The sequence below is a fragment of the Candidatus Roizmanbacteria bacterium genome, assembly GCA_016699265.1.
Lineage (GTDB): Bacteria > Patescibacteriota > Microgenomatia > UBA1406 > GWC2-37-13 > CAZLQR01.
On sequence record CP064967.1, the window covers coordinates 536,760 to 562,680 of the forward strand.

Consider the following 25,921-nt stretch of genomic DNA (forward strand, 5'->3'; position numbering starts at 1 on the left):
GAAGCTGAAAAAATAGAACTTAGAAAAGGTTTAATGCTACAGGCTACAAGCTACAAACTACGGTCTACAAGCGCTATTTATACTCCTCAAAAAGTGGCTGTAATGAAGCTATTCTTGGGATTTGGTTAAGCGGTTTAGACTCGGAATACGCAGGTACTTGCTCGTGGTATGGCTTCGACTCTGTCTGGTATATAACTCCCAATGGGAACTTTTCACTGTCCATCTCAACTGCCTTTATCAAAGCATCTTCGTAGGACGATGGGTCATATGAGGAATCGAGTTTATATGCATTTTTTTGATAGTATTGATAGGTATTTACCCAGTTAAAGCTAACGCATGGCTGAAGTACATTAACCAAAGACAGGCCTTTATGCTTCATTCCAAGCACAATCATCTCTCTAATATGAGGGATATCTCCGGCGAATGACTGCGCTACGAAGGTTGCACCCTGTGAAATAGCGAATGCAAGTGGCGAAACTGATCGTTCGATTATTCCTGTAGGGGTTGATTTTGATATCGTTCCTTTCTTCGCAGTCGGGGCCACCTGCCCAGTTGTGAGACCGTACACACCGTTATCATGGACAATGATGGTGAGATCATGATTTCCTCGACAAGCATGAAAAAAGTGGTTTCCTCCCTCTCCATAGGTATCACCGTCGCCTGCAACTACAATCGTTGGCATAGTATGATTCGAGAGTTTGAGTCCTACCGCAGTTGGAATCGCTCGACCATGCAATGCGTGAAAGCCGTATGCATTTAGGAAATCGTTCATATTACCAGAGCAGCCTATACCAAAAACAACTCCAACCGTTGATGGCTCTAGATCTTGCTTTGCAAGTGCTTCCTTTATCGCACCTCCAATGGCCCAATCTCCACATCCCGGACACCAAGTCGGCGTATGACCTGAGAACTTTCTTTTTGATGTAATCATAACTGTTTTATAATTTCTGACGCTGTCATCGGTCTTCCATCGTATCTTAATATATGCTTTTCAATATTAATTCCCGTCTGTTCTCTGAGTAATAATCCTAACTGAGAGGTTGAGTTTTGCTCTACAAGAACGCACTTATTTGGTTCACTCAAGAGATTTTTAACTCGCATTTCATCAAGAGGATAAGTGTGGGTAAAATGAATAACCGCCGTATTGCTTCGAGAATTCAAAACATCCAAACAAACTCCTTTCAAACTACCACAACAGACTAGCACAGTATTCGCTGTTTTGAGATCTCCGAACACAGTGGGCAACTTAAAATGTGTTTTTAAATATGTTTGGATCTTTCTTGCTCTTTTTCCAACCTGCGCCATTCTATCCTCTGCAGTTTCACTAGTGTGACCATCCTCACTATGTTCATAGGAATTTGCTTGAAAGAAATGGTCTTTTGCCCCAGGAATTAGTCGTTCAGAGATACCGTCCTCGGTTATCTTATATCTAAGATATGGCCGATCCGTTGGTTGACTTACTGTCTTGCCTCTATTTATCTTCATAGATGAGAAGAAGCTTAGAACCTGTGAGCTTGAGATCGAAGCATGCGCCTCGGAGAGATACATATCGGACATAACGATTACCGGTGTCTGATATATATCAGCTAGATCGAAAGCTTCAGCGGTAAGACGAATCATCTCATCAACATCTCCAGGTGTTAAAATAATTTTTGGAAACTCACCGTGTCCAGAATGAACGGAAAACAAAAGATCTCCCTGCTCTGTCCATGTTGGCATTCCAGTAGCAGGTCCCGGTCTTTGTGAAATGAAGATTACAATAGGAGTCTCGGTTATACCAGCTAATGAAACTGCCTCGACCATGAGAGCAAATCCGCCACCGGAGGTTCCAACGGCCGATCGTACTCCTCCATGGGATGCCCCGATCGCTGAGTTGATAACTGCAATCTCATCCTCAGCATGACGAACAGTGATTTGAGCCTTTTGTTGCCAGGCTGCGAGACTGGTAAGAACGGATGACGATGGCGTCATAGGATATGCGCAGTAGAACTTACAGTCAGCGATAATCGCTCCGAGTGAAAAAGCGTCATTACCCGTCATGACAAGCTGATCCAGAGGATTTTGTTTTGGTACGAGCGCATCGAGACAATGCTCTTTAAAGTTCTTGGTAATACTATCGAATCCTTGCTTTGCAAACGACTTATTAAAGGCTATGACCTTCTCCCCTTTCTTCTGAAACTGTGTCTCGATTATGGACTCAAGTAATGCTAAATCGCCTCCAACCGTAGCAAGTGAGGCGCCGAGTGCAATTGTGTTTTTCATTATTGACTGTCCTTGACCTTCACGAAGAATTTTTTTAAATGGTACATGAGCTGTTTTATATTCTCCATCAATCTCAAAGTCTTCCTTATCATGTACGATGACGGAGTCTTTGGAGAGCTCATGTTTATGCAGCTCGAAGGTTGCTTTGTTGAGACAAACCAGTACGTCAATTGTTTCCTTAAGTGTATGCACCGGTGAATCGCTGAAGGTTACTTTATATGCATTATGGCCGCCACGTATTAATGAAGGGTACTCTACATAGTCAAGGACCTGGTATCCAGACCTACTCGCAATCTTTGAAAAAGTAAGACCGGTTGTCATGATACCGAAGCCGGCCTCACCACCGATAACCCATTGATATTTCATATTTTGATTAGTTTTAATGTTGTAAAGTTAAAAGGTTTATTATTGGCTTTGTTAGTTAACTGGCTAACAACTTAACCAGAAACTTTCAAACAAACTTTTTAAGTTTTCCGACCTTCCAAACTTTAAAAACTTTCAACGATAAATGTATTAATCGTAACAACACGGATCTTTGTATCCGCAATTCGTACAGGTTGCATCTCGTCCTCCAGGCATTCCTTTCAGTGTTTTCTGATCACACTGTGGACAAGCCCGCTCGTTGTTTTTACTTAGGAAAAACTCTTTCCCCTTTTTCATTTTCAACAATAATTGCTAAAACAGGACAGGACTGCGCTGCCTCTATAATCTGCTGATCGCTTTCCTGCTCAACTGTGTCAAGAATAACTGCCTTATTGTGTTCGTCCAAAGCGAAGGTTAGTGATGCAACAGCAGAACAGGTTGCGGCTCCTATGCAAAGATCTCGATCAATTCTCACACGAAGATTTCGAACCGAAACTGGCCCCGAGGGGTTATGGGGATCTTTTAGATTGTCGCTCATTTAGTTATCAGTTTTTTCAATGCCTCAAATGGTAATAACAGACACTTTATTCTCCCGGGACTTATCTCAATTCCAACTATATCCATAGTACTTTTTCTGTCCAGATTTCGCAACTTATCTACATTTTTTCCTTTTATATATTCTGTCATCAATGAGGCCGCAGCAGTGGAAATTGCGCAACCTTTCCCGACAAATGACACATGTTTAACCACGTCGTTTTTGACCTCTAAAAAAAGCGTAATGACATCTCCACAAAGGGGATTTTGAAGCGTGATATTGTGCGTTGGGCTCTCAATTGGCCCGAAGTTTTGGGGATGGCGATAGTGTTCGAGTAGTTCTTCTGTATATAACATTATTATTTTAAAGCTATCAAGTTGACAAGTTCTAGGCTCTACGTTTCAAGATCGAAGTCATTATAACAACTAGAAGACTAGGAACAAAGTGGCTACCAAAATCGTGCTTATGATCATGAAGTAAACGCTTGAAACCGATCCTGCCGCTGGCAAAGTTGGCTCAGCAGGAGCTGCTGTTGGTTCTAGTGTCGCGGACTGCGCAACGACCGTACCTGTTGGAGTTGGTGTCGCACTTGGTCCTAGAGTTGGAGTCGCAGTTGGTCCCGGAGTAAGCGTCGCACTTGGTGCAGGTGTTGGCGTAGTAGTTGGACTTGGACTTGGAATTGGCGTTGTGGTGATTGTAGGCGTTGGTGTTGGTGTTAGTGTTAGGGTTGGAATAGGCGTGATTGTAGGAGTAGGAGTTTGAGTTGGTGCGGTGGTTACTGTCGGAGTAATATTTACATTGCAGGTATTTGTTCCTTTTGCCGCAGCGCTCGTACCACAGTCATTAACAGCCTTAACCGAACACTCATACGTATGTTCAACAATTGCAGTAAAGTTTACTGACCTTGCAGATGTTACTTGAGAAGAAACTACTGAGTTAGTGGTTTTGTCCGTAATTACGTAGCTGTACGATGTTGCCCCTTCAACCGCATCCCACGCACATGAAGCTCCATTTACTGGACAACTCAAAGCATTTGCTGGTTGTTGAGTAGGTGTTATGCTGAGCGCTAAGTTAGCTGATCCTGTAGCGACCTCATTAGCTCGTGATTTGGTTGATATCTGTTGCGTTATGATCGTATAAAGACCAAGTCCAATTGATGCAAGTAATAGAAATGCAATAAGAAATATCAGAAAAACATTTCGTTTCTTCTTATCTTCCTGAGATGGTGAGACTACTAAGTTAGCTGTCATAGATTATTGTGCCGGACTTACTTGACTGCATAGAGGACAATTTATACGAACATTTGCAGGGCTTGATGGCTGAATACACGCCGGAATTGTAGGAGTAGGCGTAGGTGGTTTAGGTGTTGGAGTGGGTGATATTGGTGTTGGAGTAATCGTCGGTCTAGGAGATGGTGTTGGAGTTGAATTTGGACCTGGGGTGGGCGTTGGAAATGGTGTAGCGGTTGGTACGACAACGCACATATTACACTGCGTATGTAAAGGGAACCATTTTCCATCGGTTCCACACTTCCAATTATATCCAGTCCAGTTAGAGTCGCCGTTACCACAAACAACTTGACCAATTGTAGAGTTTAGTACTGGTCTACCATCACAGTAGAATCCCCCATCACAGGTTGTAACTGCAGGTGGCTTTGGATTAGAGGGTGGACAGCTATCAAATGAGTAAAAACCTTGAGGTGAGCCGGGAACACCATTCTGGAGATCGAGCTGTTGAGTGAAACATCCATTACCGTCCTTAGGTCCATTACTTCCATCAGGGAGTATACATACGTTTGACTGTCCATTACTTGTTAGAGGGTTTAGTACGCTATTGTACTGCCAAGCACCAGTTGTACTATCCTGACATCCACTTGCGTAGTTTTCGATTTTACCTGGGCATTGATACCGCGCGGCATATTTAATCGTACTCAGCGCAGTAAAACACGAGCCGTTCCAACCATAGGTTTCCAAATAACGACTTGCAGAAGTAGCTTTTGGTCGGAAATTGAATCCTTGTTGGACCATTACGTAACCTACACCTACACCGACTAAAGTAACAAAAAGTGTTATGAGGCTCAGTACCCTAAAAATAGAGCTCTTACTTTTTTTAGATTTATTACCTGATATTGGAGTGAAATTACTTGTACTCATCGTTGTAGATACTCTACCCTTTAAATGTAGCTAACTCTTAAACTAAATACAAGAGGATAACTTTAACTGAAAAGAATTTGTTGTTTGGTATGAAGTATTTAGTGCATTAATTGCTAAATGCTAGCTAATAGATCCTAACATCTTATAGGCATGAAGTAATGTAGTTGCCACTTTTTCAATTTCTTCCTCGGTATTGTACGCATACAAACTAATGCGAGTGGTTCCGGTTAGTCCAAGTGATGTGTGTAGCTGCATTGCGCAGTGATGTCCTGCACGTACAGCCATGTTTCTGTCATTGAGAATCGAGGCGATATCGTGCGGATGAAGCCCTTCGATTGTGAAGGCGAGAATTCCTGCCTCAGGAATTTTAGGACCATAGAATGTTATTTTATCTCCTAGCTCTTTTTCCAGCTCTTCTTTATAAAGTTTTGCAAGTCTGAGTTCATGCTCATGAATATTTTGCAGCCCAACTGACGACAGATATCTGACGGCTGACGACAGACCTATCACCTCAGCAATCGCCGGAGTACCAGCCTCAAACTTTTCAGGAACCTCAGCAAAGGTGGTACTCTCAAGCTTCACCTCTCGAATCATATCTCCACCAAACATAAACGGTTCCATCTTTTCAAGGAGTTCATGTTTACCCCACAGAACACCAACTCCGGTTGGACCCATCATCTTATGTCCAGAGAAAACGTAGAAGTCGCAACCGAGTTCTTTTACGTTAATCTTGAGGTGTGGAACTGCCTGAGCTCCATCTACAATAACTATTATTTCTGGATTTATTTTCTTTGCAGCGGCAACAATATTTTTAATGGGATTTACCGTTCCCAAAACATTCGAAACATGAGTCAGAGCTAATATCTTCGTTTTCTTTGTGATAACTTGCTTAAGATTAATATTCGATTTATTAAAAATATCAAGATGATAATCATCCCCAATCTCAATTATTTTGAAAGTTGCACCGGTATTCAAGCATAGTTGTTGCCAGGTAACAAAGTTTGAGTGATGCTCCATCATGGTCACCACAACCTCATCATTTTTTCCGACAACATTGGTTCCGAGTGAGTACATGAGAAGATTGAGCGACTCAGACGCATTGCGTGTGAACACGACCTCATTTGTCTCTGCGCCAATAAACTTCGCTACCATTTCACGTGCCTTTTCGTATTCTTCAGTTGCTCGTTCAGAGATCGTGTAGATTCCCCGCTTAATGTTTGCAGAGTACTCGGAGTAGTACTCTGTCATTGCATCAATTACGGACTGAGGCTTAAGAGAGGTGGCTCCTGAATCTAAATAGATTAAATCAGAATTCTTATTAAAAATTGGGAAGTCTTTTCTAACTTTGTTAGCGTCTAGCATGGTTCATTATACAGAAGTTAATTAGAGTAACTATTCACAAAATTCTATAAGACTTAGAATAAAGGCATATTGACAGTCTAATTAATAATACTATAATACCTCCATGCCAGCAGAACAGTCAAAACCAGAAGCACCTATGTCACCTGTAGAAGCGGGTAAAGCGGTTTATGACTTACAACAAGATATATTCAGCGCTTTGTCTCGAAATCCAGCATATCAAGCCGCTCTCCACGACAGATTCGTTGGCTATATATCTCCTACATATGAGAATAGCGACATTCATCGGATCATATTTCCACTCTCTAATACTCTCAGAGTAGAAATCAATCACGATATTGAAGGAAGAGGTAAAGTTGGACAAAATGGGGTAAGTAGAGACATGACGGTTGTTCTAAGACACTACGAGGGTGATGCCATAGCAATGGTGGAAACCTTTATGTTAGAAACTTGGTACGAAACCGACGATAATTATCCAAGAACTGTAAAGCGATATGTTGAAGGTGAAACCTCATATTTCGCAAATCAAGACAGTGTGATACATCGCGCAGCTGATCGACCTTCGCTCCAGACTGTCAGACAAAAACTTGCGCCTCTTTTAGGAGAAAAGAAACAAGATGAAGATCTCACTCCAGAACAACTTAGTGAAGAAGCCTTCAGACTTCAACAAGATTTGATCGATGGACTCAGACAAAAAGATCCGAATTTTGATAAAAAATATGGTGCAAATTTCGGAAGTCCGATTCCTGTAATGCCATCGGGTAAAGAACGAGGAATATTTTGGATTGGCGACGCAATGGTAGAAATTCAATGTAACGTTATGACTCCTGACCAAACACGTGATCCCAATGAAAAAAGTAGATTTATGGTCGTGAATTTCTTTCGTCGAGTTGATGGACGTACCATAAGTGGGGACAGTCTCAACCTTGAGTCTACATATGATATCGATCCGACTGATCGTATCGTGGATCGATTTCTTTCCGGTACTGCCGAGCATTGGTATGGAGCACTAGTCACCGATACTAATCCATTAACTTCGGCTGATGCTTTGCGGGCAGCTCGAGAAAAACTATCACCTATTCTTGGTGAGACTGCTGACGAACAAACTCAAGAAACCCCTGTACGATAAGCTTCTTCGCTTCTTCTCTATTACTCCCCGTGAGGTCATGTAATAAAGCTGATCCTCATTAATTTTCCGGTTGTTGACCCGTGAGTACAGAACACATCGTTTGCTTCGATCTCTAAGAAGGGTTCGGACTCGACAAAGACCCCTTCAGACAAAATAAGGTTTTGGTTTTTCTGATACGCATGTGACTTCTGTGCCTTTTTATCGATCTTCACCAAGCCGGTGTAATGAAACTTCGAATCATCGTCAAATACTCCCCTAATGAGGAGGTTTGATTTTGAGTTAGACGACTTGTGATGCTGAACCGTGTGAACTTTAAATTCCTCAGATTTCTTTCCATGGAATAGTCCGTATATCTCCAGATCTACATTCTCTGCATTAATCTCAAACACAAAATTGCCCGATGTATTTTCCACAAAAGCAATGTATTTGCCAGGCCTACTCAACTTAATCACCGATTTTTTTGTTTTGTTTAGATCTATAAAATTAGCAGACATTTTTTAATTCTTAATTTTTAATTTTAATTTATTTTTAAAATTGAAATTTAATACAAATTACAAAATACAAAATAAAAATTACCCTACAGATCCCGTCATTTCCATATTTATAAGCCTGTTCAGTTCTACGGTGTACTCGAACGGTATCTCGCGAGTTATTGGCTCAATAAATCCGTTTACTAAAAGTCCCTCCGCGTCGCCTTTGCTAAGACCCCTAGACATGAGATAAAATAATTTTTCTTCTCCCAGTTTCTCAACGGTCGCTTCGTGTTGAACCTCAACATCGCTTTCTTTAATCTTCATATAGGGATAGGTGTCGGATCGGGACTTCTCATCAAGAATTAATGCATCGCAGGATACATATACTGAGGAATTTTTTGCGCCAGGTCTCACCATTACGAGTCCACGATACGATGTTCTTCCCCCATCCTTTGAGATGGACTTGGACACAATTCTCGACTTCGTATTTGGTGCGAAATGAAACATTTTTGCTCCAGCATCTTGATGTTGATTTTTTCCAGCAAACGCAATCGACAAAACCTCTCCTCTTGCGCCATCTCCCATTAGATAACAAGACGGATACTTCATCGTAAGTTTGGATCCGATGTTGCAGTCGATCCATTCCATAAACCCATTCTCCTCAACTCTAGCACGTTTCGTTACTAAGTTATAAACGTTATTACTCCAGTTCTGAACGGTTGTGTAACGTACACGTGCATTCTTTTTTACAAAGATCTCAACGACAGCTGAGTGCAAAGAGTCAGAATTGGTCTTATAGATCGGGGCTGTGCATCCCTCAACATAATGGACGTAACTTCCCTCCTCTGCAATAATTAAGGTTCTCTCAAACTGTCCAATATTCTCTGCATTTATTCTGAAATAGGCCTGCAATGGAAGGGTAACCTTAACTCCTTTTGGAACATATACGAAAGATCCACCTGACCAGACTGCCGAGTTTAGTGCCGCAAACTTATTGTCCTGTGATGGGATCAATGTTCCAAAATATTCCTTAAAAATTTTTGGGTATTTCTTAAGAGCACTATCGCAGTCCATAAAAATTACGCCAAGTTTGGTGAGTTCCTTATGCACGCTCTCATAGACCACCTCAGACTCATACTGTGCGGAGACTCCAGATAAATATTTCTTTTCCGCTTCTGGAATACCAATCGCATCATAGGTGTCCTTGATCTCCTTTGGTAGGTCTGCCCATGCGGTGGCTCGATCTTTGGTGGGGCGAATGTAATAGTAATAATCCTTGAAGTCGATTTTCGATAGGTCACCTCCCCAGTTCGGCATTTTCTTTTTATTGAAGATTTCAAGCGCCTTGAGACGGTACTCGGTCATCCACTTCGGTTCTTTTTTCATTGTGGTCATCCCAAGAACAACGCTCTTTGAAAGACCTTTTTTAGCCTTGAAGAAGTTCTTCTCCGGTTTGGAGAAACCATATTTGTAGTCGAAATCTAGCTTTGTGTCCATAATGTTTCAAAGTCTATAAAGTCGAGCCCATTATTGACCTTTCGGACCTTAAGAACTTTAAGGACCTTATGACTTATATCCGGTCCTTTCGATTTGTTTAGCTAATGACGCTCCACCTGTTCTTACGAGCTTTCCATTGTTTAACACGAGAACCTCGTCTGGCTTTACATATTTTAGAATTCTGTTGTAGTGCGTAATGATGATGTACGTCTTATTTTTTTTATTTTTATTTAGAAAAGTACCTATAGTTTTCAGTGCATCGACATCAACTCCCGTATCAACCTCGTCAAATATCTGCACCTGCTTATCTAGTATGGTCGCTTGTAGGACCTCTAATTTTTTCTTCTCCCCACCAGATGCATTCTCGTTTAACGATCTTCGAAGCAGTTCCTCCGAAAGGTGAAGTTCCTTGGCAGTGCTTAAAACCTTTCTGCGCAACTTAACCGGATCAATCGTTCCAGACAGTGCGAGCTGTAATAATTGAAATACTGTAACTCCGGATAAAGACAGCGGACTCTGAAATGATAGAAATATTCCTTTTTCTGCTCGTTTCTGCGCATCTAAATCTGTAATGTTCTCGCCATTGAGCGAAATCAATCCATTTAGTTCATACGTTGGATGAGCCATCAATGCATATGAGAGCGTAGACTTTCCTGATCCGTTTGGACCCATTACCACATAGACCTTTCCCTTTTGAAAATCGAAGGAAAAGTTTTTGATGATTTTTTTCTCACCAACCGAAACAGATAGGTTTTTAAGTCGTAGCATTTATTAAATTGGTGAATGCAATAATATTGCTTATTCGGCGTTATGCCGATCTCACTCAATTTCATTCAATTCTACCCGCTGGAAGCTGTATTATCAACCTAGACCTCGTAGACCTACGAGGTCTACGGTGGCTATGACAATCGTAAACGAGGAATTCGATCTAGATCGTTAATATTTTCCACAAACATGTTCTTTTCGGCTTTGAACCCTGCAACTACTCCAATCATTGCGGCATTGTCGCCTGTTAGGTACTTAAAAGGTGGAAAGAGCATTCGGCCAGTACGACCTCGCAGGTCATACAGGCACGATCGGAGCCTTTTTCGTAAGTAATGATTCGCTATCACTCCACCACCACAGGCAATTCTCGAGCACCCTGTTTGCATTATTGCCTTTTTCAACTTCATAAGAAGAGTATCGAACACAGCCTCTTGGAAGGAGCTTGTAAGATATTTAACGTTCTGCAGTTTCTCATTCTCGGTCATTTTTTGAACCTTGTAAAACAATGCGGTTTTAAGTCCTGAAAATGAATAGTCGAGAGAATCGATCTTCTGCATAGGTCTAGGGAATTTATATCTATCTTCATTTTTCACCTCTGCGGACAGTCGCTCTATTACTCCTCCACCGGGATATCCAATGTTAAGAAGCAATCGGGCGCCTTTGTCGAGTGCTTCTCCTGCAGCATCGTCTAGCGTCTCACCTAATACCTCATACGTCAGGTGATCTTTCCATAAAATAATTTCCGTGTGTGCACCTGAGACCAGAAAACCTAGCATCGGAAACACAAACTCTCGTTTAGGATTTCCTTTACTATTTTGTACAAAACTAGAGTAGAGATGACCTTCCATATGGTTAACGGCAACAAGTTTTTTACTGAATTGCTTTGCGAGCTCCTTGGCTTTTAAAATTCCAACCTCGAGGGCGACTGCCAGACCGGGCCCTTGGGTAACCGCGATAGCATCAATTTCGTCCATGCTCATCTTGGCATTTGCCAAAGCTTCCTTAACGACAAAATCTATTCGTTCCTGGTGCGCTCTTTTTGCGAGTGACGGAACGACGCCTCCCCACTGCTTATGAATTACAACCTGTGAATAAATCACGTTTGACAATACTCGACGTCCCTCAGTAACAGCTACCGAGGTCTCATCACAGCTGGTGTCGATGGATAAAATGATCATGCGTATTTAGTAATTTTTATTTTGTAATTTATATTAAATTCGTAATTGAAAACAATAATTCAAAAATCAAAATTAATAATTAAAAATTAACAGATATAGTTCTTTCTGTTTCGCTCTTATGTCTTATATATACATATATTAAGGTTGCCTTATCTTTCAGATCTTCTATAATCTCTCCCCGCTTTCTCCCACTCGATACACATAATATTTCCAGGAACAAGATACTTCTCTAGACCAAGATGTTTAAACTCTTCTTTGTCCGACAAGTTGTATAGATCTACATGAACAAAAATCCTATTGTTTCGAAACAATAGGATTGGGTATTCGTAATACACTACAAAGGTAGGAGAAATAATATTTGAAATGCCGAGCGCCTCTCCGAGGCCCTTTGTGAAGATTGTTTTACCCGCACCCAGATCGCCTTTCAATATGAAGATAATTGGTTTCTTGCTATCTCTATTAAGCTCCTCTTGTAACAACTTGTGAGCAAATTTCTTGGTTTCAACTTCACTTTTTGAAACATGGAGCGTAAAGCTTGTAACTTTTTGATCACCATCGCGAAGGACCTTTAAGTCTCCAGTTGTGAAGTCAACGACTGTTGACGGTTTATTGTGAGGTAAATCTCCCCATCAACAATGAGATCTACAAGGTTTTTACGACCGTGAGCAACTTGTTTATTAAATGATTTGATTGAGTAGTGAGGAGGTCGACCAGCCAGGTTTGCCGAGGTAGCTGTCAATGGTTTTCCAAATGTATTTACCAAATCAATGATCTCCTTGTTATCAGGAATGCGAATACCTAACGTTCCCTTTCTGACTCCAGTTCCGCCGCAGGTAATTTATGCTTTGAGGGTAGAACAATGGTATATGGACCAGGAAGTAATGTTCTCAGTCTCTTCTCAGTATCCACATTGATCTTCACGTATTGCTTCGCCATTTCCAAATCGCATACAAATATTGAAATCGGTTTTACCCGCTGGTCTTTGTTTAAAGTTGATGAGTTTTTCACTGCTTCCCCGTTCGAGGCATCGCATAAAAGTCCGTAGACTGTATCGGTAGGATAGACCACAAGCCCACCGCGATTCAATGTTTCAATTATTTTGTCGTTCATAAATAAGTTCTCTGTTCTACGCTTCAAGTTTCAAATAGAATGCTTAGGAATGCTCTATTTTACCAAAAAATCTGCTAGAATTAGCCATGCCTTCGAAAAAAAATCCTGAAAAAAAGGTGCGAGAATTCCGATTAAATATAAATATTCGAACTTTTTTCATATCTTTTTTTATACTTTTGTTTCTCTACTTTAGTTTCCAATCTCTATCAGGAGAAATTAATAAAGCTCTTCCAGAAAAATCCTTAACAACGGTTATCTCAGAAATTAAACAAAAAAAAGTTCAGAAGGTAGAGGTTATAGATAATAAAGTATTGATTTATTACAAAAATAAAAACCTAGCGATCACCTATAAAGAAACTAGCGACAGTTTCGTCTCAACTCTGAAGGACTCCGGAGTAAATCCTAATGATCTGCAAATTGTGGTTAAGGATACGCAGGGTTCCAGTAGCTTGATGTCTTTCTTGAGTAATTTTATTCCAACAATTTTGATGGTTGCTTTTTTCATCTTTTTATTTCGACAGGCAAAAGGCGCTCAAGAAAATGTCTTTTCTTTTGGTCAATCTCGAGCTAAAAAATTTAACAAAGATATTTCAAAGATTACATTTAAAGATGTCGCTGGAGTTGACGAGGCCAAAAAGGAACTAGAGGAGGTTGTCGATTTTCTACGTCACCCTGATAAATATAAAAAAGTTGGCGCGCGTACTCCTAAAGGTGTCATTCTCATTGGCCCGCCAGGTTGTGGAAAAACGCTTCTTGCAAAGGCGGTTGCGGGTGAGGCAGGAGTTCCATTCTTCTCGATTGCTGGTTCTGAGTTTATGGAGATGTTAGTTGGTATTGGAGCGGCTCGTGTACGAGACCTATTTGCTACAGCAAAAAAAAGCGCACCAGCAATCATCTTTATTGATGAAATAGAAGCAATTGGTCGTGCTCGAGCAACTGGAGTCATGCCATCTCATGATGAAAGAGAACAAACGCTCAATCAAATTCTAGTTGAGATGGATGGTTTTAATCCGAATGAACAGGTCGTTGTTATTGCAGCTACAAACCGTGGCGATCTTCTTGACTCTGCACTGCTTCGTGCGGGACGATTTGACAGAAGAATACTTGTGGACTATCCGGATCTTGAAGGAAGAAAAATGATCCTCGCTATTCACTCAAAAAACAAACCTGTGGAAAGCGCGGTCGACTGGGCAAAAATAGCAAAACGCACGGTTGGATTTTCTGGCGCCGATATTGAAAGCATGCTTAACGAAGCAGCAATCGATGTTGCGAGGCAGTCGAAGGAATCTATTACCATGAACGCGCTAGAGGAGGCAGCTACAAAGGTCAAACTTGGCCCTGAAAAAAAACGACTCCAGTCAGATTATGACAAAAAACTCACAGCATATCATGAGGCTGGACACGCATTAGTTTCTCACTACCAAACGCATACCGATCCTGTTCATAGAATTTCGATCGTTTCCCGTGGAATGGCGCTTGGATACACTCTTATTCCTCCCGAAAAGGATAAGCTACATGAGACGAAGAATCATCTCCTCCAAAGAATCGCGGTTATGATGGGTGGAAGAGCTGCTGAAGACCTAATTTTTAAAGAGGTTACAACTGGCGCTGCGAACGACTTCGATCAAGCAACGTCTGTAGCCAAAGCAATGGTGATGGAATATGGCATGAGCACCTTAGGACCGATTAATCTTGGACCGTCATATGACGTTACCGAGATGGGGAAGGCAACATGGCAGGAGAATCCTCTTTCTCAAGAGACAATGTCACTGATAGATAAAGAGGTAAAGACAATTCTCGCTGAAGGGTATAAAAAAGCAACTGAGATTATCAAGGTGCATAAAAAAGAACTCGATAAAGTTGCAAAAGAATTGCTTGCAAAGGAAAGTCTCGATCAGGATGAGTTTGAGCAATTGGTTGGGAAAAAGAAACAAAATATTGTAAATTCTTAAATTGTATGGATACCCTCCTTATAATCGATGGCAATGCCATCATGCATAGAGCATTTCATGCGCTCCCCCCTTTCAAGACAAAGACTGGAGTTCCAACACAGGTTATATACGGATTTTTTGGAATGCTAGGAAAGGCACTTGAGCTCTTCAAACCAACTCATGTTGCTATCTGTTTCGATACACCTAAAAAAACCTTTCGACAAAAACTTCTTAAGGAATATCAAGCACAACGTCCAGAGATGGCTGATGACTTTAAACAACAGATTCCTCTTCTTCAAAATCTTATAGACAAAGCTGGTATATTTCGAGAGGAACAGGATGGACTTGAGGCGGATGATGTGATAGGAACAATTGCGCAAAAAGCAAAGGATAAAAAGATGAGAACACTCATTCTTACCGGAGACAAAGATATCATGCAGCTCGTAAATCATCATGTCTTCGTAATCTCTCCGAAATTCGGACTCACAGAAATAACGTTATATGACGAAGACGCGGTAATGAAGAAACTTGGCGTAATGCCTTCTATGATTCCTGATTACAAGGCTTTGGTTGGAGACCCATCGGACAATTATCCCGGCGCAAAAGGTATCGGTCCCAAATCTGCCATTACACTTCTGGAAAAATTCCACACCGTAGAAAATCTACTCGAGCATGTCAACCAACTCCCAGACGGCCGACAGAAGGATCTTATTGAATCGAATCGTGAGAACATTATTCTTTCCAAGAAACTTGCAGTTATTGTTCAGGACGCAGACATTGAGTTCAATTTCGATAAAGCAAAATTTGACGGATTCGCCAAATCCTTCAAAGACGAACTTGAGAAGTATGAGATGAAATCCCTCATCGCTCGCTTATTTAAGGATCCCTCCTTCGCTCGCGGCAAGGCCGGAGCTAAGGTTGGCAAGGAAACCTCAAAACCTAAGCGGATTAAAGTGGAAGATCCCAAAGATCAGATCGGTATGTTCTAATCTCTCAGTTCTCCTACTCTAGCAATCTAAACGAAAAAGTGATGTACAATAGTGCCGATGAAAAAACAAAAGATTGCACTTGTCTACGATTGGGTTGATAAATGGGGTGGCGTTGAACGGCTACTCCTCGAACTTCACAGAATTTACCCCGCTGCTCCACTCTACACTTCGTTTTATAACCCGAAGACAGCGCCTTGGGCGAGGAGCATAAAAATAAAGACCTCGTTTATGCAGAATCTTCCTGACTTTGTTAAAAAAAGTCGGGTTCTTTCCTTATTGTTTTTCCCATTCGCATTTCTGTCCTTCGACCTCTCCCGATATGACATGATAATCAGCGTCTCATCCGCTTTTGCAAAAGGAGTCAAAACTACTCCCAATCAAAAACATATATCAATCATTCTCACCCCTCCTCGTTACCTCTGGTCCCATCAAAACGACTACCTAAACAATTCGATTAAATACTTATTCGAACAGTGTTTAAATATTTTGAAATGGTGTGATTTTAAAATAGCGCAGAAACCCGATGTTTTATTTTCGATTTCCGATCGAGTGAGACATCGGGTAAAAAAATACTATCGACGTGATTCAGAAGTTCTCTATCCTCCATTTGATACTGCTTACTGGTCTCAGATAAAAAAACAGATCTCAACAAAAAAATTTAGACCTGGTTTCTACTTCATTCCAAAAAACGAATACTACCTCGTTGTCAGCAGACTTGAAACCTACAAAAAAATCGATCTCGTGCTTCAATTATTTAAACAATTGAAGCAGCCACTCATTGTCGTAGGTTCCGGCACTCAAGAAAATAAACTAAAACAGTTCGTTAAGAAGAATAAAATGAACAATATTCTTTTTCTTAAAAACGTGACGGACGCTGATGTCGCATATTTATATACTTACGCAAGAGCACTGACCATGCCTCAGGAAGAAGACTTTGGGTATACCTCACTTGAGGCACAGTTTTTTGGTTGTCCGGTAATCTCATTTAAAAATTCTGGAGCTGCGGAAACGATTATCAATGGAAAATCAGGAATTTTATTTGATAAACAAAGCATAAAATCACTTTCAAACGCCATTGAAAGATCAAAAAGCATACCGTACAATGATCGACATGAAAGCGATTATCTTCGCGGGAGGAGTTGGCACAAGACTGTGGCCACTTTCAAGAAAAAAATCACCGAAGCAGTTCGAAAAAATCATAGGTGACCGATCTACCCTACAATTAACTGTTGACAGACTAACTCCGGAGTTTAAACCTTCTGACATCTTTATCTCGACCGGCACCGCATATAAAGAGGTTGTTCACCTTCAGTTGCCCGATGTCCCTACTGAAAACATAATACTTGAACCCTGTAAAAAAGATGTGGGACCAGCTGTTGCATATGCAGTGGCCTATGTATCTAAGATGGCTGATGAAAATGAGCCTATCGTTATTCTATGGAGTGATCATATCGTAAAACATCAAGTTAAATTCAAACAAATACTTGTTGCTGCCGAGCAATTCATAGCCGAATCACCAAATAAAATTGTTTTTATTGGGCAAAAACCGAGGTTCGCCTCCGAAAACCTTGGGTGGATCCAGTATGGAGATGCTTCGCATACCAAAAATGATATTGAGTTTCACAGTTTCACAGGATTCAAGTATCGTCCGAAGCCAGAATTAGCTCAAGAGTACTTTACCAGCGGAAGGCACTGTTGGAATCTTGGATACTTCGTCACAACCCCGGCAAATCTAATGCAGAAGTTCGCAACCTTCACTCCTGAGATTTCAACAAGACTTTCTACGATACTCTCACACTTCCAAATGGACGACTATGATTCGGTATTAAACACTGAGTATTCCCAGTTTCCTGAAGTAAATTTTGATAATGCGGTTTTAGAAAAATTATCTGCAGAAGATGCCGTCGTCGCAGTGGAGGATATTGGCTGGAGCGATGTAGGAGCCTGGGAGGCATTAAAAGAAGCTCTTGAAAAAGATCGACAAGACACTGTTACACTTGGAAACGTGCTACTTCAAGATTCAAATGATTCCCTTGTATACAATTACGAGGACCAAAAACTGGTTGTTGGTATCGATTTAGACGAGCTATTGGTAATCAATACAAAGGATGCGCTATTGGTAACCAAAAAAACTTCGGTTGCTAAGGTGAAATCTCTAGTAGAAAGTTTTAAAGGAACTGAACACGAGGACTTGACGTAATACATATGCAAAAGTACTTACAAGGACCTCTCTATAGAGCTTACCTAAAACGGTTAATTGATATTTTTCTATCTATCACTCTTCTTATCTTATTCTCACCTATTTGCGCAGTGACAGCGGTCATAATCAAGCTCACTTCACCGGGTCCACTATTTGCAGATGTACCCGAGAGAATCGGACGAAATACGAAGCGCTTCACCATGTACAAATTCAGATCGATGATTAACAACGCACATGTCATCTTAAGAACAGATCCTAAGTTCGCAGAACTCTTCTCTGAATACAAAAAAGGGAGTTATAAACTTTTAAACGATCCCCGTGTCACAAAATTTGGTACAATTATCCGTAAGCACTCGATTGATGAGATCCCACAACTACTAAACGTTCTTAAAGGACAGATGAGTATAGTAGGACCAAGAGCGTACTATAAAGATGAGTTAGAGGACCAACAAAAGAAATATCCTCATACTCGGGCTCTTGTAAAAAGAGTGCTATCGCTAAATCCAGGAATTACTGGACTCTGGCAGGTTTCAGGAAGATCAGAAATTAACTTTGACAAACGAATTGCTCTTGATGCATCGTACGTCGATAATTTATCATTATGGAACGATCTAAAAATAATTCTCAAAACACCATGGATAATGATTACAGGCAGAGGAGCGGTTTAGCCAAAATTCAACCCTTGCAAGCTGGAGGGCAACCTCTACGACAAACACTTAAAGGAGACGATATGGGACGTAGAAAAAAAAGATTAAAACAAAAACTGTTTGCAATTGGAATTGCAGTTTTTGTGGTTGTTTTCTTTATTATAGTTCCGGTTATTAAAATTCGTTCTCACATTAAGCCCGTTACTGAGTCGGCAAAAGCACTTAAATATGTTTTTTCTCTCAACGACATGGATCAAGTAGAGGCTAAAATGGCCGACTTTTCAAAGACCTACGACTCCTTTGAAAACGATGCAAAAGGTATTTACTGGCTATCATTTATTCCCTATGTCTCCGACTTCAAAAATGCAGTTGAGGCTGGACATTTCTCGATCGCCGCTGGTAAAGACGGGATAAAATCAATTGCTCCTTACGCAGATCTCATAGGATTTAAGAAGGGAGGATCTTCCTTCTCAGAAAAGTCTGCAGAGGATCGTCTACAGACAGCGGTTCTCACACTAGATAAAGTTCTTGGAAACATTGACAAGATCTCAGAAAACATTAAGCAGGCAGAGACTCGAATAGAAAAAATCGACCCAAACAGATACCCAGACTCATTCGGTAATATGAAAGTTAGAGCGTCCGTTATATCGGTTAAGGAACAGTTCCATGGGGTTTCGTCACTTTTTGTCGATGCAAAACCACTACTTAAACAACTTCCTAAAATTCTCGGTAAGGATAAGGAAAAAACATATCTCATACTATTCCAAAATAACTACGAAAGACGCGCAACGGGTGGATTCTTAACTTCATACGCATACTTCAGAATAAAAAATGGAAAGATGGAAATTGAAAAGTCATCCGATATTTATTCACTCGACGAATCGATTTCTTCACATCCAGTGGCTCCAAAAGAGATTCTAACCTATCATAAAGGAGTAAATAACTTCTATATAAGAGATAGTAATCTGTCTCCTGACCTTCCAACGTCAATCAAGATCTTTGAGTCACTCTATAGTAGAAGTGGGAACCAACAAAACTACGACGGAGTTATCATGCTAGATGCCAAGGTTCTAGTAGACATGCTTACTATATTTGGAGATACCGAAGTAAGTGGAGTTACATTCTCAGCTAACAAAGATTCAAGATGCGATTGTCCTCAAGTAATCTACACTCTGTTTGATATTGTGGACAGACCGGTAAACTACATAAAGACCGATCGTAAAGGAATCTTAGGAGATCTCATGTTTGCCCTCTTTAATAAAGCGATTGGGTTCTCACCTTCCAAGTACTGGGGAACTCTTGCTCAGACAATGTTTGGAAATCTCGAACAGAAGCACATCCTACTTTACTTTAAGGATAAAAATCTACAGATGGCAGCCGAACAGATCAATTTTGCAGGAAGAATTAAGACCACAGACGGAGACTATCTCCACATAAACAATGTTAACTTTGCGGGCGCAAAATCAAATCTTTACGTGAGTGAGACTATTGAATCCAAAACGACAAAAGCTTCTTCCGGTGAAATACAGCGCGAGGTTGTTATTACATACAAAAATCCTTACGCTCACTCCGACTGTAATCTTGAAAGAGGAGGGCTTTGTCTCAATGCCGTACTAAGAAACTGGCTCCGTGTCTACGTGCCAAAAGGTTCTAAATTAGTCTCGTTCAAAGGGTCCCAGAAAACCGTAAAGACCTATGACTCGCTTGGTAAGACGGTGTTCGAGGGATTTATGACGGTGAGTCCAGAAGGTCGAGCACAGGTTACCGTTACGTATACTCTTCCAAACTCGATCAAGGCAAAAGACTACTCCTTGATGGTACAAAAGCAACCTGGAGTTGAGGATAAACAGGATGTATCAATTACCGTTGCTGGACAGAAAATGTACGATGGACTATTCGATACTGACAAACAGTACACGAAGAGTTTTTAATCACGCTCCATGCCGATCCTACTCAAAACAAACGGCATTGTTTTAAGCAGTAAGATTCTTCCAAGTAATGACGTAATTTATATCGTACTTACCGAAGAAAAGGGAAAGCTGCGAATTTTCGGCAAGGGAGTAAAAAAGACATCCAGTAGGCGCAGACCACATCTTCAGACCGGAAACCTAATCTCAGCGGTTCTCAGACGCTCAAATGAAACTTATTATCTACAGGAAACAACGCTTATTTCGGCATTCTCTCAGATAAAACAATCTTCGGAAAAGCTAGGCTGGCTATATGCGTTTCTCTTCATGATCGATCGTCTCTTGCCTGAGATGGAAAAGGATCAACACATCTACAACATCGTTCAAAAACACCTGATCGATCTTGCTCAGAAGAAAGAAGAACAAGCTATGTTCACAGAAAGTGCGAATAGTGTACTTAGCGCGTTAGGATACACCTCAGAAAAAATTTCTTTAGAGGACATCAAGGAGCTCTTTACTGATCTTACCCACCAAAAACTCCCCCTGAATACGATATAATATACATATCGTGTCGAAAGTCCGTAAAGTCCATAAAGTCTGACATTATAGACTTTTGACTTTATAGACAGACCGACAGGCAGACTTTACAGACAGATAATATGGACGAACTTGTAGCACTGTGTAAAAGACGAGGAATTATCTTTCCTGGATCCGAAATCTATGGTGGACTAGCTGGCACATGGGACTGGGGTCCTATTGGGTCACTTCTCAAGAAAAACTACAAAGATCTTTGGTGGAAGGATGCAGTTCAGTTAAGAGATGACGTGGTTGGATTGGACGCCGCAATAATGATGAATCCTAAAGCATGGGAGGCGTCTGGCCATACAACCGGATTTGTAGACCCATTAATTGAGTGTAAAATATGTCATCAACGATTCCGACCTGATAAGCCTGAGGAAATTAAGGAGCATGAGGCTACACATAAAGATAAAACGGTTGAGTGGACAGAACCACAAAAGTTCAACCTTCTAGTAAAGGCCTTTCTTGGAATCATCGAAGGCAAACAATCTGAAATATATCTACGTGGTGAAATAACGAACGGAGTTCATGTTAACTTTAAAAATGTCCTTAACTCAACGAGAGTACAGATTCCATTTGGAATTGCTCAGATTGGAAAAGCATTCCGAAATGAAATCACACCGGGAAACTTCATCTTTAGATCTAGAGAGTTTGAACCACTCGAGGTACAGTTCTCCATTAAACCAGATGAAGAGGAAGGTAAAAAATGGTTTGAGTACTGGAAGAAAAATAGAATGCAGTGGTTCCTCGATCTAGGAATGAAGAAGGAAAACCTGAGGTTTCGTGATCACGAAGATGATGAGAAAGCTCATTATGCCAAGTTTGCAACAGATATTGAGTATCAAGCTCCCTGGGGATGGCAGGAGATGATGGGGATTCATCATCGAGGAGATTGGGACCTATCTCGACATCAAGAGTATAGCGGTAAAAGTCTCACCTACCACGATCCAAATACTGGAGAAGAATATCTTCCATGGGATATTGAGACCTCATCAGGTCTTGAACGACCACTCCTTTTCATCCTTCTTGACGCATACCGCAAAGATGAAAAAAGAGAATGGCTTCAACTAAGCCCGAAACTAGCGCCCTACAAGGCTGCAGTTTTTCCACTCCTTGCAAATAAGCCCGTTCTTGTTGATAAAGCTAAAGAAATTTATCATAATCTAAGAAAGAGCGTTATGATCTCATGGGATGATCGTGGTAATATAGGAAAGCGGTATGCTGCTCAGGATGAGATCGGGACACCATACTGTATAACTGTAGACTTTGCGACTCTAGAGGATGACAAAGTAACTGTGCGCGAACGAGACAGTATGGAACAAAAGAGAGTTCCAATTTCTGAACTAAACGCCTTTTTATTAGAAGTTCTCTAAAAAAGTATATTTATGGATAAACAGAAAAAAGTGTTAATTGGATCTATAATAGCCGTCGTGTTTGTCTTTGGGACTTGGTTCGTGGTAAACAACAATAACAAGAATAAAGATCTAGGTACCGAATCGGTACTCGAGAATGAACCAACTGTTGCGCCCGTTGACTCGTCTGTTGTTGTTAATTTGAAAAACGCAGTAAAGAAGGGCGAGGTTCTCATTGAGGTTAAGAATGCCCCTGACGGCACAAAAAAGGCCGAGATGGAACTCACTTACAACCGTGAAAAGCGACCAGAAGATGAGACCGACAGTGATATAATTCCGGACGGGGTTCTTGCTGGTTGCGACTTTAAGTCAGGACAAAAATCTTGCATAAAGGAAGGAATCACTCTTGGCACATGTTCTTCAGGAGTATGTCGCTACCATACTGTCGTTGGGAAGATCAAATTATCTATTATATTTAGTGGCTCTTATGGAGAAAGAAGCTTTGAAAAAGAGTATTCGCTTTAAAAATCGTTAAAAAAGCTAAGAACTTAGAAATATAAATTACTAAGTAAGGGAGGAGGTGTTCCATCATGCCAATAATTAAATCCGCAATTAAAAAACTTAAACAAGACAAGGTTCGAAAAGCTTCGAACAAAAAAATAGAGGCCACCTATCTTTCTTTGCTATCAAAGGTTAAGAAAGGTGCATTAAAGGATATGAAAAAAGTTCATTCTGCCATTGATAAAGCTGCAAAAAAAGGCGTTATCCATGCAAACAAAGCGGCCAGACTCAAATCTCAGGTTACTAAGCTGTTAAAACCAAAAATTAAGTCGTCCAAATGACATATAAAATAAACCTCCTGAGCAAGCAAGAAATGAGTCTAATTGATAAGACTCTCTATTTCTTTTTAAACTATTTGAGGTATATACTCGTTTTCACTCAGATCATCGTGATCGGAGTGTTGTTTTATAGGTTTAGAATTGATCAAAACATTATCGATCTTAAGGACTCTCTTGATCAAAAAAAAGAAATTGTTCAGGCTGTAAAACCTCTTTTAGACGAGGCTGAGAAGGTTAATAATCAAAGTATAGCTATAAAAAGGTGACGTCAGAGCAAGAAAGGCAAATATCTGCTGTAAATTATATCTTGTCAGTATTCCTGAGGCGGTCAATCTCACCACCTTAAACATTGACGACAACACATACTCACTTAGGGGAACTTCCTCTGACTCAAGACAACTGCAGCTTTTCTACGCTCGACTTCAGACAGATCGGCGCTTTAAGTCGGTAATTCTTTCTAACATTAAACGAGTTGAACAGGGATATCTATTCGATCTAGTTCTCAATTCGTACCAAAAAATCGTAATATGAAAACAGAAACACCTACCAGATCACTCCCGTCACTCAAACACATCATCGTTTCTTTGAAGGGCTCAAAAACTCAGGACTACACCTTTACCACTATGTTCTTTATAATATTTTCGATCTTCGTATTTTTGCAATAAGACCAGCGCTCAGTACTGCAATTTCACTCAATAAACAGGAGGCTGACCTTAAAACTCTTGATGGAAAATATGAACTGCTTATTGGTCAAATTGTACAAATCCAAAATGCGCTACAGCTAGTGAGGGATAAACTCTATCTTATAGATGAAGCACTTCCCGCTCAACCATACATGAATATTATGATGAGCGACATTCAAGAAAGCGCAAAAAAGAATAATATTTCAATTCGTAAAATAGATATACACAGAATAAATCTTGTCGAAACAGAAAAAAACCTGTTCAGATCTATGGTTGTGAATGTAGAACTGGGATCAACATTTGACGACTTTATTAAGTTTGAAAAGGATTTACTACTACAGCGTAGATTAAAGAAATTTAAAACAATAAATATAGGACGTGAAGACGTAGCGTCCGGAAGCGCCACGCTAAATATTAAGGCTGAGATTGAGGGTTATTATTTATAGTAAAATTATGAAACGAAAAGAATTACTTTATATTTCGATATGCGTTTTTATGACGATCTTAGCATGGCTCGTTGCAGACTTATATCATTCTGCAAGTCAGAAAACTATTCAAGCAGCTATTGCAGATCCTGTACTACTACAATACAAAATTGATCCAAATGTACTCCAGCTCATAGAGAACAGAAAACAAAGATGACATATTCCGACCTATATCAAAAAAGTGGATTTAAGATTCCTTCTTTCATTGCGGTTGCAATAATAGCGGGGACTTCATTTCTTGTCTCAAATTTTTTCCTCGGCAGTCCTCAAAGTTCTCAAGCGATAAAAAGTAACGTGATTACACTCGACGCATCAAACATAAGCGCTACGAGAGCAAACGTAGTCTGGAGAACTGCGGAGAAAGAGATTGGTCTCGTGGCATTTGGAGACTCGAAACAAAAACTATCCACCGTCGTCACAGATGAAAGAGACACCGCAACAAGAAAATCTAAGTACTTTAATCACAGTGTACTTCTAAATAATCTTAAACCAAATACTCAATACTATTTTAGTCTTACTAACGAAAAAGAATTGCTTAGCATTAATAACAAAACGATTTTCAGTTTACAAACCGCTGCTCTAGACAATAGGATTAACTCTCTAAAACCAGCGTATGGAACAGTCGTTTCTTCAACCGGAGCACCAGAAAGGAACACGCTTGTCATACTCAGAAGCAAAGGAAGTATCGCTCTTACAACTATCTCAAAAGGCTCCGGCGAATGGCTATTGCCACTCAATGGTCTTTTAAGAGCCGGGAACCTAACTTTATCAGCTCCTTCACTCACCGATCAAGTAACGATCGAGTTCTTTGACGAAAAAGGTAACACTACAAATATAAAAGCTCCGATTCAGCTCATATCACCCGTGTCCGATCCAATAAAAATGGGTCTTAACTACTCACTTCCTGAGGATAAGCTGGTGTTAGGATCTTCAACAGAGGCTGCAAACTCCTCTTCAAAAACAGAGCCAACGATTAAAGATATCCTGAAACTTAGTTACCCTATACAAGATGCAATTATTCCAGTAGGAAATCCTCTAATAAAGGGATTTGCATCCCCTCTTACCACGGTCTCAGTAACTATTCAGGTACTCAGAGGAACTCCAGTAACGGTCTCAAAAAGTACCTTAACTGATTCACAAGGAGTATGGAAAATTGCACTTTCTAAATCCCTATCAGCAGGTTCGTACAATCTTATAGCCAAAAACGGATCATCAACTATAGCAAGGCAGTTTACTATAACTAAAAGTGGTGAGCAAGTGCTAGGAGAGGCAACGGAAAGTGCTCAATTAACTGCTACTCCTACATTTACTCCAACGGCAACCATAACTATTGCGCCTACAGATATCACTCCGACTTTACCATCAACTGGAGGCAATATAACCTACATGATGTATTCAAGCGCCGCATTGATCTTACTTGGACTTGGTCTATTCCTTGTTTTCTAGAACGCTAGATACTGAATACGAGATACTCTATACTAATTT

Annotated in this window: 30 protein-coding genes; 16 read left to right on the forward strand and 14 right to left on the reverse strand. The window is 40.5% G+C overall.

The window, feature by feature from the left end; translation table 11 throughout:
* Positions 1-73: 73 nt before the first annotated feature.
* The 7 genes from IPH70_03080 to sufS form a co-directional block, all read right to left on the reverse strand.
* On the reverse strand, positions 74-931 hold the full coding sequence (locus IPH70_03080) for a 2-oxoacid:ferredoxin oxidoreductase subunit beta (GenBank protein QQR63470.1): 858 nt from the start codon (positions 929-931) through the stop codon (positions 74-76).
* Positions 928-2,628, reverse strand: coding sequence for a 2-oxoacid:acceptor oxidoreductase subunit alpha (locus IPH70_03085; GenBank protein ID QQR63471.1), 1,701 nt, complete (start codon positions 2,626-2,628; stop codon positions 928-930). The genes IPH70_03080 and IPH70_03085 overlap by 4 nt, the downstream gene beginning before the upstream one ends.
* 262 nt (positions 2,629-2,890) lie before the next feature.
* Positions 2,891-3,163: a ferredoxin gene (locus IPH70_03090; GenBank protein QQR63472.1), complete on the reverse strand. Its 273-nt coding sequence runs from the start codon at positions 3,161-3,163 to the stop codon at positions 2,891-2,893.
* The gene (locus IPH70_03095) at positions 3,160-3,516 is read right to left on the reverse strand and encodes an SUF system NifU family Fe-S cluster assembly protein (protein QQR63473.1); all 357 of its coding nucleotides are present in this window, start codon (positions 3,514-3,516) and stop codon (positions 3,160-3,162) included. Before IPH70_03095 ends, IPH70_03090 begins: the two co-directional genes overlap by 4 nt.
* Before the next feature lie 69 nt (positions 3,517-3,585).
* Positions 3,586-4,410, reverse strand: a complete 825-nt coding sequence (locus tag IPH70_03100; GenBank protein ID QQR63474.1) for a hypothetical protein — start codon at positions 4,408-4,410, stop codon at positions 3,586-3,588.
* Between the two features lie 3 nt (positions 4,411-4,413).
* Positions 4,414-5,313: a hypothetical protein gene (locus IPH70_03105; protein ID QQR63475.1), complete on the reverse strand. Its 900-nt coding sequence runs from the start codon at positions 5,311-5,313 to the stop codon at positions 4,414-4,416.
* 120 nt (positions 5,314-5,433) lie between these two features.
* Positions 5,434-6,675, reverse strand: a complete 1,242-nt coding sequence (gene sufS / locus IPH70_03110; protein ID QQR63476.1) for a SufS family cysteine desulfurase — start codon at positions 6,673-6,675, stop codon at positions 5,434-5,436.
* 103 nt (positions 6,676-6,778) lie between these two features.
* Here sufS and IPH70_03115 point away from each other — a divergent pair, with 103 nt between their 5' ends.
* A complete protein-coding gene (locus IPH70_03115) occupies positions 6,779-7,801 on the forward strand; it encodes a hypothetical protein (GenBank protein ID QQR63477.1) in 1,023 nt (340 codons plus the stop codon).
* 35 nt (positions 7,802-7,836) lie between these two features.
* On the opposite strand, the gene IPH70_03120 is transcribed toward IPH70_03115, so the two are convergent.
* The 7 genes from IPH70_03120 to IPH70_03150 form a co-directional block, all read right to left on the reverse strand.
* On the reverse strand, positions 7,837-8,295 hold the full coding sequence (locus IPH70_03120; GenBank protein QQR63478.1) for a SufD family Fe-S cluster assembly protein: 459 nt from the start codon (positions 8,293-8,295) through the stop codon (positions 7,837-7,839).
* Positions 8,296-8,373: 78 nt separating this feature from the next.
* The gene (gene sufB / locus IPH70_03125) at positions 8,374-9,771 is read right to left on the reverse strand and encodes a Fe-S cluster assembly protein SufB (GenBank protein QQR63479.1); all 1,398 of its coding nucleotides are present in this window, start codon (positions 9,769-9,771) and stop codon (positions 8,374-8,376) included.
* A 66-nt stretch (positions 9,772-9,837) separates the two neighbouring features.
* Positions 9,838-10,539, reverse strand: coding sequence for a Fe-S cluster assembly ATPase SufC (gene sufC / locus IPH70_03130; GenBank protein QQR63480.1), 702 nt, complete (start codon positions 10,537-10,539; stop codon positions 9,838-9,840).
* Between the two features lie 131 nt (positions 10,540-10,670).
* Positions 10,671-11,714 (reverse strand): tRNA (adenosine(37)-N6)-threonylcarbamoyltransferase complex transferase subunit TsaD, encoded by a 1,044-nt coding sequence (gene tsaD, locus IPH70_03135; GenBank protein QQR63481.1) that lies wholly within the window; start codon positions 11,712-11,714, stop codon positions 10,671-10,673.
* Between the two features lie 149 nt (positions 11,715-11,863).
* Entirely contained in the window at positions 11,864-12,193 is a 330-nt protein-coding gene (tsaE, locus tag IPH70_03140) for a tRNA (adenosine(37)-N6)-threonylcarbamoyltransferase complex ATPase subunit type 1 TsaE (protein QQR63482.1), read from the reverse strand.
* 89 nt (positions 12,194-12,282) lie between these two features.
* A complete protein-coding gene (locus IPH70_03145) occupies positions 12,283-12,552 on the reverse strand; it encodes a Sua5/YciO/YrdC/YwlC family protein (protein QQR64419.1) in 270 nt (89 codons plus the stop codon).
* Complete coding sequence (locus tag IPH70_03150) at positions 12,513-12,824, reverse strand: Sua5/YciO/YrdC/YwlC family protein (protein QQR63483.1); 312 nt, start codon at positions 12,822-12,824, stop codon at positions 12,513-12,515. The genes IPH70_03145 and IPH70_03150 overlap by 40 nt, the downstream gene beginning before the upstream one ends.
* Before the next feature lie 86 nt (positions 12,825-12,910).
* Between IPH70_03150 and ftsH the strand changes: the two genes are divergently transcribed.
* The 15 genes from ftsH to IPH70_03225 all read left to right on the forward strand — a co-directional run bounded on the left by ftsH (position 12,911) and on the right by IPH70_03225 (position 25,882).
* Positions 12,911-14,776: an ATP-dependent zinc metalloprotease FtsH gene (gene ftsH, locus IPH70_03155; protein QQR63484.1), complete on the forward strand. Its 1,866-nt coding sequence runs from the start codon at positions 12,911-12,913 to the stop codon at positions 14,774-14,776.
* Between the two features lie 5 nt (positions 14,777-14,781).
* Positions 14,782-15,744, forward strand: coding sequence for a hypothetical protein (locus tag IPH70_03160; GenBank protein QQR63485.1), 963 nt, complete (start codon positions 14,782-14,784; stop codon positions 15,742-15,744).
* A 57-nt stretch (positions 15,745-15,801) separates the two neighbouring features.
* The gene (locus IPH70_03165; protein QQR63486.1) at positions 15,802-16,950 is read left to right on the forward strand and encodes a glycosyltransferase; all 1,149 of its coding nucleotides are present in this window, start codon (positions 15,802-15,804) and stop codon (positions 16,948-16,950) included.
* Complete coding sequence (locus tag IPH70_03170) at positions 16,856-17,944, forward strand: mannose-1-phosphate guanylyltransferase (GenBank protein ID QQR63487.1); 1,089 nt, start codon at positions 16,856-16,858, stop codon at positions 17,942-17,944. Before IPH70_03165 ends, IPH70_03170 begins: the two co-directional genes overlap by 95 nt.
* Positions 17,945-17,949: 5 nt before the next feature.
* Positions 17,950-18,612, forward strand: coding sequence for a sugar transferase (locus tag IPH70_03175; GenBank protein ID QQR63488.1), 663 nt, complete (start codon positions 17,950-17,952; stop codon positions 18,610-18,612).
* The gene (locus IPH70_03180) at positions 18,546-20,522 is read left to right on the forward strand and encodes a DUF4012 domain-containing protein (protein QQR63489.1); all 1,977 of its coding nucleotides are present in this window, start codon (positions 18,546-18,548) and stop codon (positions 20,520-20,522) included. Before IPH70_03175 ends, IPH70_03180 begins: the two co-directional genes overlap by 67 nt.
* 9 nt (positions 20,523-20,531) lie before the next feature.
* The gene (recO, locus tag IPH70_03185; protein ID QQR63490.1) at positions 20,532-21,056 is read left to right on the forward strand and encodes a DNA repair protein RecO; all 525 of its coding nucleotides are present in this window, start codon (positions 20,532-20,534) and stop codon (positions 21,054-21,056) included.
* Positions 21,057-21,157: 101 nt separating this feature from the next.
* Positions 21,158-22,450, forward strand: a complete 1,293-nt coding sequence (locus IPH70_03190) for a glycine--tRNA ligase (GenBank protein QQR63491.1) — start codon at positions 21,158-21,160, stop codon at positions 22,448-22,450.
* A gap of 12 nt (positions 22,451-22,462) precedes the next feature.
* The gene (locus tag IPH70_03195) at positions 22,463-22,954 is read left to right on the forward strand and encodes a hypothetical protein (GenBank protein ID QQR63492.1); all 492 of its coding nucleotides are present in this window, start codon (positions 22,463-22,465) and stop codon (positions 22,952-22,954) included.
* A 65-nt stretch (positions 22,955-23,019) separates the two neighbouring features.
* Positions 23,020-23,271 (forward strand): 30S ribosomal protein S20, encoded by a 252-nt coding sequence (locus tag IPH70_03200; protein QQR63493.1) that lies wholly within the window; start codon positions 23,020-23,022, stop codon positions 23,269-23,271.
* Positions 23,268-23,534, forward strand: a complete 267-nt coding sequence (locus IPH70_03205; protein QQR63494.1) for a hypothetical protein — start codon at positions 23,268-23,270, stop codon at positions 23,532-23,534. The genes IPH70_03200 and IPH70_03205 overlap by 4 nt, the downstream gene beginning before the upstream one ends.
* A gap of 22 nt (positions 23,535-23,556) precedes the next feature.
* Positions 23,557-23,799, forward strand: a complete 243-nt coding sequence (locus tag IPH70_03210) for a PilN domain-containing protein (protein QQR64420.1) — start codon at positions 23,557-23,559, stop codon at positions 23,797-23,799.
* A 19-nt stretch (positions 23,800-23,818) separates the two neighbouring features.
* Positions 23,819-24,397, forward strand: a complete 579-nt coding sequence (gene pilO, locus IPH70_03215) for a type 4a pilus biogenesis protein PilO (GenBank protein QQR64421.1) — start codon at positions 23,819-23,821, stop codon at positions 24,395-24,397.
* A 7-nt stretch (positions 24,398-24,404) separates the two neighbouring features.
* Positions 24,405-24,593 (forward strand): hypothetical protein, encoded by a 189-nt coding sequence (locus tag IPH70_03220; protein ID QQR63495.1) that lies wholly within the window; start codon positions 24,405-24,407, stop codon positions 24,591-24,593.
* Positions 24,590-25,882 (forward strand): fibronectin type III domain-containing protein, encoded by a 1,293-nt coding sequence (locus IPH70_03225; protein QQR63496.1) that lies wholly within the window; start codon positions 24,590-24,592, stop codon positions 25,880-25,882. Before IPH70_03220 ends, IPH70_03225 begins: the two co-directional genes overlap by 4 nt.
* The last annotated feature ends 39 nt before the right edge of the window (positions 25,883-25,921 follow it).

Excerpts from the sequence above, each read along its gene's own strand:
- sufS (QQR63476.1), bottom strand. The coding sequence starts at position 6,675 with ATGCTAGACGCTAACAAAGTTAGAAAAGACTTCCCAATTTTTAATAAG.
- ftsH (QQR63484.1), top strand. The coding sequence starts at position 12,911 with ATGCCTTCGAAAAAAAATCCTGAAAAAAAGGTGCGAGAATTCCGATTA.
- IPH70_03090 (QQR63472.1), bottom strand. The coding sequence starts at position 3,163 with ATGAGCGACAATCTAAAAGATCCCCATAACCCCTCGGGGCCAGTTTCG.
- IPH70_03175 (QQR63488.1), top strand. The coding sequence starts at position 17,950 with ATGCAAAAGTACTTACAAGGACCTCTCTATAGAGCTTACCTAAAACGG.
- IPH70_03180 (QQR63489.1), top strand. The coding sequence starts at position 18,546 with ATGGAACGATCTAAAAATAATTCTCAAAACACCATGGATAATGATTAC.
- recO (QQR63490.1), top strand. The coding sequence starts at position 20,532 with ATGCCGATCCTACTCAAAACAAACGGCATTGTTTTAAGCAGTAAGATT.
- tsaD (QQR63481.1), bottom strand. The coding sequence starts at position 11,714 with ATGATCATTTTATCCATCGACACCAGCTGTGATGAGACCTCGGTAGCT.
- IPH70_03085 (QQR63471.1), bottom strand. The coding sequence starts at position 2,628 with ATGAAATATCAATGGGTTATCGGTGGTGAGGCCGGCTTCGGTATCATG.
- IPH70_03170 (QQR63487.1), top strand. The coding sequence starts at position 16,856 with ATGAAAGCGATTATCTTCGCGGGAGGAGTTGGCACAAGACTGTGGCCA.
- IPH70_03120 (QQR63478.1), bottom strand. The coding sequence starts at position 8,295 with ATGTCTGCTAATTTTATAGATCTAAACAAAACAAAAAAATCGGTGATT.
- IPH70_03150 (QQR63483.1), bottom strand. The coding sequence starts at position 12,824 with ATGAACGACAAAATAATTGAAACATTGAATCGCGGTGGGCTTGTGGTC.
- IPH70_03100 (QQR63474.1), bottom strand. The coding sequence starts at position 4,410 with ATGACAGCTAACTTAGTAGTCTCACCATCTCAGGAAGATAAGAAGAAA.
- IPH70_03160 (QQR63485.1), top strand. The coding sequence starts at position 14,782 with ATGGATACCCTCCTTATAATCGATGGCAATGCCATCATGCATAGAGCA.
- IPH70_03200 (QQR63493.1), top strand. The coding sequence starts at position 23,020 with ATGCCAATAATTAAATCCGCAATTAAAAAACTTAAACAAGACAAGGTT.
- sufC (QQR63480.1), bottom strand. The coding sequence starts at position 10,539 with ATGCTACGACTTAAAAACCTATCTGTTTCGGTTGGTGAGAAAAAAATC.
- IPH70_03195 (QQR63492.1), top strand. The coding sequence starts at position 22,463 with ATGGATAAACAGAAAAAAGTGTTAATTGGATCTATAATAGCCGTCGTG.
- IPH70_03165 (QQR63486.1), top strand. The coding sequence starts at position 15,802 with ATGAAAAAACAAAAGATTGCACTTGTCTACGATTGGGTTGATAAATGG.
- IPH70_03080 (QQR63470.1), bottom strand. The coding sequence starts at position 931 with ATGATTACATCAAAAAGAAAGTTCTCAGGTCATACGCCGACTTGGTGT.
- IPH70_03225 (QQR63496.1), top strand. The coding sequence starts at position 24,590 with ATGACATATTCCGACCTATATCAAAAAAGTGGATTTAAGATTCCTTCT.
- IPH70_03105 (QQR63475.1), bottom strand. The coding sequence starts at position 5,313 with ATGAGTACAAGTAATTTCACTCCAATATCAGGTAATAAATCTAAAAAA.
- IPH70_03220 (QQR63495.1), top strand. The coding sequence starts at position 24,405 with ATGAAACGAAAAGAATTACTTTATATTTCGATATGCGTTTTTATGACG.
- IPH70_03095 (QQR63473.1), bottom strand. The coding sequence starts at position 3,516 with ATGTTATATACAGAAGAACTACTCGAACACTATCGCCATCCCCAAAAC.
- IPH70_03115 (QQR63477.1), top strand. The coding sequence starts at position 6,779 with ATGCCAGCAGAACAGTCAAAACCAGAAGCACCTATGTCACCTGTAGAA.
- sufB (QQR63479.1), bottom strand. The coding sequence starts at position 9,771 with ATGGACACAAAGCTAGATTTCGACTACAAATATGGTTTCTCCAAACCG.
- IPH70_03205 (QQR63494.1), top strand. The coding sequence starts at position 23,268 with ATGACATATAAAATAAACCTCCTGAGCAAGCAAGAAATGAGTCTAATT.
- IPH70_03190 (QQR63491.1), top strand. The coding sequence starts at position 21,158 with ATGGACGAACTTGTAGCACTGTGTAAAAGACGAGGAATTATCTTTCCT.